Origin of the sequence: Duganella callida (genome assembly GCF_004614165.1) — a bacterium.
GTDB classification, from domain to species: Bacteria; Pseudomonadota; Gammaproteobacteria; order Burkholderiales; family Burkholderiaceae_D; genus Rugamonas; species Rugamonas callida.
The window spans coordinates 21,616-28,850 of the sequence record NZ_SPVG01000048.1 but is presented as its reverse complement, the minus strand read 5'-3'; the positions used below and the strand labels follow the sequence as shown (position 1 = coordinate 28,850).

At 68.2% G+C, this 7,235-nt stretch carries 5 protein-coding genes; 4 read left to right on the top strand and 1 reads right to left on the bottom strand.

From position 1 onward, the window contains the following. The first annotated feature begins 3 nt into the window (after positions 1–3). Genes E4L98_RS05300 through E4L98_RS05290 form a run of 3 tightly spaced genes read left to right on the top strand, consistent with a single transcriptional unit; the run spans position 4 to position 5,294 of the window. Positions 4–1,284 (top strand): S1 family peptidase, encoded by a 1,281-nt coding sequence (locus E4L98_RS05300; RefSeq protein WP_229257261.1) that lies wholly within the window; start codon positions 4–6, stop codon positions 1,282–1,284. Next, positions 1,281–2,273 (top strand): FHA domain-containing protein, encoded by a 993-nt coding sequence (locus E4L98_RS05295; RefSeq protein WP_135200522.1) that lies wholly within the window; start codon positions 1,281–1,283, stop codon positions 2,271–2,273. Before E4L98_RS05300 ends, E4L98_RS05295 begins: the two co-directional genes overlap by 4 nt. 51 nt (positions 2,274–2,324) lie before the next feature. After that, positions 2,325–5,294, top strand: a complete 2,970-nt coding sequence (locus tag E4L98_RS05290; protein WP_135200521.1) for a sensor histidine kinase — start codon at positions 2,325–2,327, stop codon at positions 5,292–5,294. Here E4L98_RS05290 and E4L98_RS05285 read toward each other — a convergent pair. After that, the gene (locus E4L98_RS05285) at positions 5,291–5,887 is read right to left on the bottom strand and encodes a TetR/AcrR family transcriptional regulator (RefSeq protein WP_135200520.1); all 597 of its coding nucleotides are present in this window, start codon (positions 5,885–5,887) and stop codon (positions 5,291–5,293) included. The genes E4L98_RS05290 and E4L98_RS05285 overlap by 4 nt on opposite strands. A gap of 101 nt (positions 5,888–5,988) precedes the next feature. Between E4L98_RS05285 and E4L98_RS05280 the strand changes: the two genes are divergently transcribed. Next, positions 5,989–7,230: an MFS transporter gene (locus tag E4L98_RS05280; RefSeq protein ID WP_135200519.1), complete on the top strand. Its 1,242-nt coding sequence runs from the start codon at positions 5,989–5,991 to the stop codon at positions 7,228–7,230. The last annotated feature ends 5 nt before the right edge of the window (positions 7,231–7,235 follow it).

Here is a 7,235-nt window from a genome sequence, read left to right as displayed (position 1 = left end):
GCACTGCCGGCCGCCGCCGGCGAAGCGGGCGCCGACGCCGCCCCGCTGCCGCCGCCATCGAGCGCGGCCCAGCATCTGTACGCCGCCGCCAGGAACGACATCCTGCAGGTGCGCTCGCTGCTGAAAAGCGGCCGCACCCAATCCTCGGTCGGCTCCGGCTTTTTGATCGGCACCAGCAACCTGGTGCTGACCAACTACCACGTGGTATCGCAATTCGCGCTCGATCCCGACACCTACGTCGGCGAATGGGTGGACACCGGCGGCCAGCGCGGCAATGTCGAACTGCTGGCGGTCGATGTGCTGCACGACCTGGCGGTGCTGCGCGTCAACCGCAGCGGCACCGGCTTCTTCAAGATGCCCGAGCAGCTGGCGCGGCTGAGCCAGGGCCAGTACCTGTACTCGATGGGCAATCCGCTCGACCTCGGCTTCGCGATTTCCGAAGGCGCCTACAACGGCGTGATCACGCGCAGCTTTTATGACCAGCTGATGTTCACCGGCCCGATCAACTCCGGCATGAGCGGCGGCCCGAGCGTCACGGCCGACGGCGCGGTGGCGGGGGTCAATGTCTCCAAGCGCCTCGATGGCGAGCTGGTCAGCTTCCTGGTGCCGGCGCGTTATGCGCAGGACCTGCTGAAAAAAGTCGCCGAACAGCAGAAGGCGCCGGCCGACTTCACCGCCGTGGTGGCCGGCCAGTTGCTGGCGCACCAGCGCGCCATGGTCGACCAATTGCTGGCCAGCCCGCTGAGCCTGAAGCCGATGGGGCCGTACCAGGTGCCGGTGCGCGAATCGGAACAGATGCGCTGCTGGGGCCGCTCCAACGTCAAGGCCGACAAACCGTTCACCGTCGATGACGCCAGCTGCGCGATGGAATCGGCGATCTTCGTCAGCGGCTCGCTGCAGACGGGGCAGATCGCCATCCGCCACCAGTTCCTGCGCAGCACCGGGCTGGACAAGGCGCGCTTCGCCGCGCTGGCCAGCGCCTCGTTCAAGAACGAACACTTCGGCAGCAACAAGGACGCGCGCCTGACCGGGCCGACCTGCACCGAAGACTTCGTCAAGAACCGGGACTTGCCGCTGCGCGCGGTGCTGTGCGTGCGCGCCTACCGCAAATTCAGCGGCCTGTACGACTTCGCGCTGCTGACCGCCAGCACCGACCAGGGCCTGATGAGCCTGCAAAGCCGGCTGGACGCGCGCGGCGTCTCCTACGACAATGGCCTGCGGCTGAGCAAGGTCTTCCTCGACTCGCTGTCGCTGGCGCCGAAGAAGAAAGGCGGCGCGCAATGATGGCCCCCTACTTCATCGAAATCCTGGCGCGCAACGGCGACGTGCTGCACCGGCATAAGGTGGCGCAGCTGCCGATCCGCATCGGCCGCAGCTACGACAACGACATCATCCTCGACGATGCCCACAGCGCGGCCAGCCACGCGGTGGTCGAACTGGACGGCCACAACCAGATCATCCTGCGCGACCTCGGCGGCAAGAACGGCACCGTCTACAAGGGCCGCAGGCAGGCCAGCGTCACGCTGGACGGCGACACCGTGGTACGCCTCGGCCACACGCGGCTGCGCGTGCGCGGCGCCGACTTCCCGGTCGCGGCCGAAATCGAAGACACCACCATGCACGGCTGGGAAGGCGCGACGCCGGCCACCATCGGCCTGGTGCTGATCGCCGTGTTCTCCTGCCTGGAAACCTGGCTGTCCGACGTCGAACCGTTCGCCCTGATCCGCTACCTGCTGGTGCTGGCGTCCAGCCTGGCGGCGGGCCTGCTGTGGGCGGGCGTATGGGCGCTGGCCAACCGCCTGTTCGGCAGCCATGCGCGCCTCGGACGCCACCTGTTCATCCTCGGCAGCGCGCTGGCGGTGGTGGGCCTGTGGCGCGGCGGCAGCGCCGTGCTGGCCTATGCGTGGTCGGCCGAATCGCTGACGCGCTACGGCAACCTGGTGACGCTGGCGATCGCCTGCGGCATGGTGTTCTTCCACCTGGTGACCATCAAACCGCACCACCCGCGCCGCTTTGCCATCACCGCCAGCGTCATGCTGCTGGCCGGCGCCGGCCTGCTGCTGCTGACCAATCTGCAAAGCACGGGCCGGGCCGCGGACGAGCTGTACATGTCCGTGCTATTGCCGCCGGAAATCCGCCACAGCGACAACCGCAGCGTCGACCAGTTCCTGGCCAATGCCGCCAGACTGAAAGCCAGCGCCGACGCCGCCCGCAGCCACGAAGTCAAAGCCGGCGCCGCCGACAGCGACGACGAAGACGACAGCACCGACTAAGATCGCGATTGCTTTACAATTGCAAGTTAGCCCACACTTGCCTGCCCGCCCATGACGCCGCCGCTGCTCGCCATCGCCTTGCTGTTGTCCGGTCTGTTGTTCGCCGCGCCGGCGGACGCGCTGAATGCCGCGGTGCCCTTGCGCGAGCTGAATCATACGGTGTGGAGCGACCGCGACGGCGTGCCGCCCGATGCCGGGGTGCTGGCGCAAACCCGCGACGGCTGGCTGTGGATAGCCACCAAGGACGGCTTGCACCGTTTCGACGGCCTGAGGTTCGAGCGCCTGCCGCTGGCCAGGAATCAGATCCACAACCTGCGCGCCCTGCCCAACGGCGATCTGCTGATCGGCTATTACTTCGATGGCGTGTCGGTGCTGCACCCCGACGGCACTGTCGAAGACCTTGGTCCGGCCCAGTGGAGCCAGATCGAGTCGCCCGGCAGCATGGACATGGACCGCGCCGGGGTGATCTGGGCCGTGTCCCTGAGCGGCGTGCACCGCTACCGCAACGGCCGCTGGGAAACACTGATGAGCGGACCGGAGTGGCATGACGAACGCCACAACCTGGTCATCGACCAATACGACCGCGTCTGGGTCGGTTCGGGCACGCGGATTTTCCTGCTCAACCGCGAACGCGACCGGTTCCAGCCGCTGCCGGGCGCGCCGATCCCGGGCCTGCTGATGCACGCGCCGGACGGCCAGCTCTGGGCCGCCACCTACACCACCATCCGCCCGGTGCCGATGCCGCCCACCGGCCGCCCGCTGCCGCGCCGCCCCGACAGCAATCCGGCCGAATCACGCTCGCATGGGCAGTTCGACCGCGAGGGCAACCTGTGGCTGCTCAAGTGCCCTGTCGGCCTGTGCCGCATCCCGCGCTCGGCCTTCGCGGATCGCCAGCCGGTCACCATCGCCGACCATGCCCAGGACCGCCTCGACCAGTACTGGCAACTGAGCTCGCTCGCCACCAGCGCCGTGATGGAAGACCGCGAAGGCAATATCTGGGTGGCCACCCATGGCGGCCTGGACCGCTTCCGCGCCAACAAGCTGGTGCCGGTCAACATCCCCAGTCCGTCGGGCGTGTTCAGCATCGCCAGCGATACCGAGGGCCAGCTCTGGGCTGCCGATTCCGAGCATGGCCTGCTGTGGAAAGTGCCGGCCGACGGCCCGCCCGCGCTGGTGCGCGGCCGCTACGTGCGGGTGCTCGGCAACGACCGCAACGGTGCGCTGCTGTTGGTGGGCAAGCGCGAGATCACCCGCGTCTACCAGGGTGAGAGCAGCACCATCGCCGTCCCCACCGTCAACGGCAAGCCCGCTGACCTCACCATCCTCGGCGTACTCGACGATGGCAAGGTGTTGTGGCTGATGTCGCTGCAAACCGGGCTGATGGGGCTGGTGGACGGCCAGTGGAAGCCGCGCTCGGCGTTCAATCTACCGCCGCGCATTTCGTCGTCGGCGACCGGCGATACCGGGCAGCTGTGGCTGGGCCATAACGATGGCACGCTGCATCTGTACGACAATGGCCGGCTGTCCAGCGTCGATATCCGCGCGGTGGGAAACGAGTCCGGCATCTTTCCCGGCTCGCCGATGGTGGTGGCCGGCGAATACGGCATCGCGGTGCAGCGCGGCCAGCGCTTCGAGCTGCTGGGACCGCCGCGCGTGGAAGCGCTGCGCAACGTCACCGGCATGATCACCACCGCCAACGGCGACCGCTGGCTCAACGGCGCCCAGGGCGTAGTCCACATCCGCAGCGAGGACTGGGAGGCGGCGCTGCGCGAACCCGCGCGGCCGCTGCGGTTCGACCTGATCGATGCGCTCGAAGGCTACCCCGGCCGCGCCGCCAACGACAACCGGCTGCAGACGGTGATCAAGAGCAGCGACCAGTTGCTGTGGTTCCGCGGCACGGGCGGCCTGGTGCGCATGAACCTGGCGGCGGTCCAGCCCAACACCGTGCGTCCCACCGTGCAGCTGCTGCGGGTGGAAACCGCGGCCGGCGCGCACCCGATCGCCGCCCGACTGCAGCTGCCGCCCGGCACCAGCAATTTCAGCGTCCAGTACACGGCGCCCGGTCTGCGCAAGCCGGAAGGTATGCGCTTCCAGTATCAGCTGGAGGGTCTGGATCCGGACTGGCAGGACGCGGGCAGCCGCCGCGCCGCGTATTACACCAACGTCGGCCCCGGCAAGTACACCTTCCGCGTGCGCGCGGTCAACGAAGATGGGGTATTCAGCGAGTCCACCGCCACCCTGCCGATCGAGATCGAACCATCCACGGTGCAGACCTGGTGGTTCCGCAGCCTGTGCGCGCTGACGCTGGCGGCGCTGATGTACGCGTTGCACAAGTACCGCGTGCGCATCGCCACCCGCCAGACCACGCGCCAGGTGCACATGCGCCTGCAGGCCGGCCTGGCGGAGCGCGAGCGCATTGCGCGCACGCTGCACGACACCTTCCTGCAAAGCGTGCAGGCGCTGTCGCTGCAGATCAACGGCGTGATCCTCGGCCTGCCCGAAGACAGCGAACCGCGCGGACGGCTCAAGCGCATCCTCAAAAGCGCCACCTACGCCATCGACGAAGGCCGCGCCCAGGTGCAGCAACTGCGGCGCGGCAGCGATCCGGTGCTCAAGCTCAGCCAGCTCGGCGACTATCTGATGCTGGCGCATCCGGGCGCGACGTTCGAACTCGTGCAGCACGGCACGCCGCGCGAGCTGCACCCGGCGGTGCAGGAGGAAATCGGCGAGATCGGCCAGGAAGCGCTGCGCAACGCCTTCCAGCATGCCGAGGCCACGGCGGTCTCGGTCACCATCATCTACGGCGCCGACGACGTCACGCTGCGCGTGTCGGATAATGGCAAGGGCATGGACCCGCGGCTGCGCAAACCGGGACGCTGGGGCCTGCTGGGCATGCGCGAGCGCGCGCAGAATCTGGGTACCCGGCTGCATCTGGAAAGCGCCCCTGGCCGGGGCACGACGGTGCAATTGCAGGTGCCGGCGGCGCAAGCCTATCCGTCGCCGCCGCAGGCCGCCGCCTAAGCCGGCCAGCCGCGCAGCACCTGATCCACCACTTGCTGCAACTGCTGGCGGGTGGCGCCGGCGGCGGCCTGCACCGCCATGCCGTTGGAAACGGTCATCACGTAACGCGCCATCTGGGTGGCGCAAAAATCGGCCGGCAGGTCGCCTTCCAGCTTGGCGCGCTCGAAACGTTCGCGCAGCCGCGTCTCGGCCGCCGCGCGGCGCTCGATCAGCGAGTGCTGGATAGGCCGCGCTTCGTCGCTGCAGGCCAGCGCGCCGTTCACTTCCAGGCAGCCGTGCGGGCATTCATCCTCGGTCTGGGCGTTGGCGGTACCACGCAGCAGATGCTCGACCACCGCGCGCGACTTGTCCTGCTGCAGCGCTTCCTCCAGCACTGGATCATGGGTGGCGCCGTAGCGCTCCAGCGCCAGACGGAACAGGTTTTCCTTGTTGCCGAACACGGCGTACAGGCTGGGCCGGTTCATGCCCATGGCCTCGGTCAGTTCCGGCAGCGAGCTGCCTTCGTAGCCCTTTTCCCAGAACACCTTCATCGCCTTGTCGAGGGCCGTATCCGCATCGAAAGTGCGCGGCCGGCCGGTTTTGCGTTCTTTCATACCGATCGGTTAAAAATTCATTGACAAAGTGCTCGTTGACGTAGATTATGAACCGACCAGTAAAAAACTCAAGTGTTTTTACCGACCTTAAGGACTTCCTCATGCAAAACAATACCAATACCCGGCTCGCGTCGCCTGACGCCGCGCCATCCGCGCCAGCGCACGGCCATGGCTCGCCCTGGCTGGCCGTGCTGTCGGTCGCCATCGGCGCGTTCGCGCTGGTCACCACCGAATTCCTGCCGGTCGGCCTGCTGCCGGCCATCGCCGCCGAACTGGGCATCACCGAAGGTATCGCCGGCATGATGGTGACCATCCCCGGCCTGGTAGCTGCCGCGGCGGCGATCCTGGTCACGGTCGGCGTCGGCAAGACCGACCGCCGCTACGTGATCTGGGGCCTGACCGCCACGCTGGTGCTGTCCAACGCCATCGTCGCGCTATCGCATTCATTCCCGCTGGTGCTGCTCGGCCGCGCCCTGCTCGGCATCGGCGTCGGCGGCTTCTGGGCCATCGGACCGGCGCTGAGCACGCGCCTGGTGGCGGCGGAATCGGCCACGCGCGCCACGGCGGTGGTATTCGCCGGCGTCTCGGTCGGCACCGTGGCCGGCGTGCCGGCCGGCGCCTTCCTTGGTGAATTGTTCGGCTGGCGCACCGCGTTCGAGGCGGCCGGCGCGGTCGGCCTGCTGGTGCTGTTGACGCAGATGTGGCTGCTGCCCAAGCTGCCGCCCAACCAGGCCATCACCTTCCGCCAGCTGCCGGAGCTGCTGCGCGTGCCGAAGGCGCGGCTGGGCATTCTGGCCACCGTGCTGGTGTTCCTTGGCCAGTTTGCCGCCTACACTTACATCACGCCTTTCCTCAGTCAGGTGACGCATCTGACCGCCACCACCATCAGCACCCTGCTGCTGGCGTATGGCGCGGCCGGCTTCTTCGGCAACATGGTCGGCGGCGCGCTGGTGGCGCGCAGCGTGCGCACTTCGCTGATCGTCACCGGGCTGGTGCTCGGGCTGGCGATCGGCGGGCTGCCGCTGCTGGGTTCCGGCGCCTGGGCGGCGACGGCGCTGGTGGTGGTGTGGGGTGTGGGCTTCGGCATGATGCCGATTTCGGTGCAGACCTGGATCTTCCAGGCCGCGCCGCATGCGATGGAAAGCGGCGGCGCGGTATTCGTCGCCATCGTGCAGATCGCGCTGGCCAGCGGCGCGCTGGTGGGCGGTGTGGCGGTCGATCACACCGGCGTCTGGGGGGCGATGGCGTTGGGCGGCGTGCTGGCCCTGTCCATGGCGGCGCTGGTCGCCCTGCGGGCGAAAGAAGACGGCAAACCAGCCGTGAAGCTGCACGCCGTGCACTGAGCGGC

Bases quoted from the DNA above. Each gene is read 5' to 3' on its own strand.
- E4L98_RS05295 (WP_135200522.1), top strand. From the start codon at position 1,281: ATGATGGCCCCCTACTTCATCGAAATCCTGGCGCGCAACGGCGACGTG.
- E4L98_RS05290 (WP_135200521.1), top strand. From the start codon at position 2,325: ATGACGCCGCCGCTGCTCGCCATCGCCTTGCTGTTGTCCGGTCTGTTG.
- E4L98_RS05285 (WP_135200520.1), bottom strand. From the start codon at position 5,887: ATGAAAGAACGCAAAACCGGCCGGCCGCGCACTTTCGATGCGGATACG.
- E4L98_RS05280 (WP_135200519.1), top strand. From the start codon at position 5,989: ATGCAAAACAATACCAATACCCGGCTCGCGTCGCCTGACGCCGCGCCA.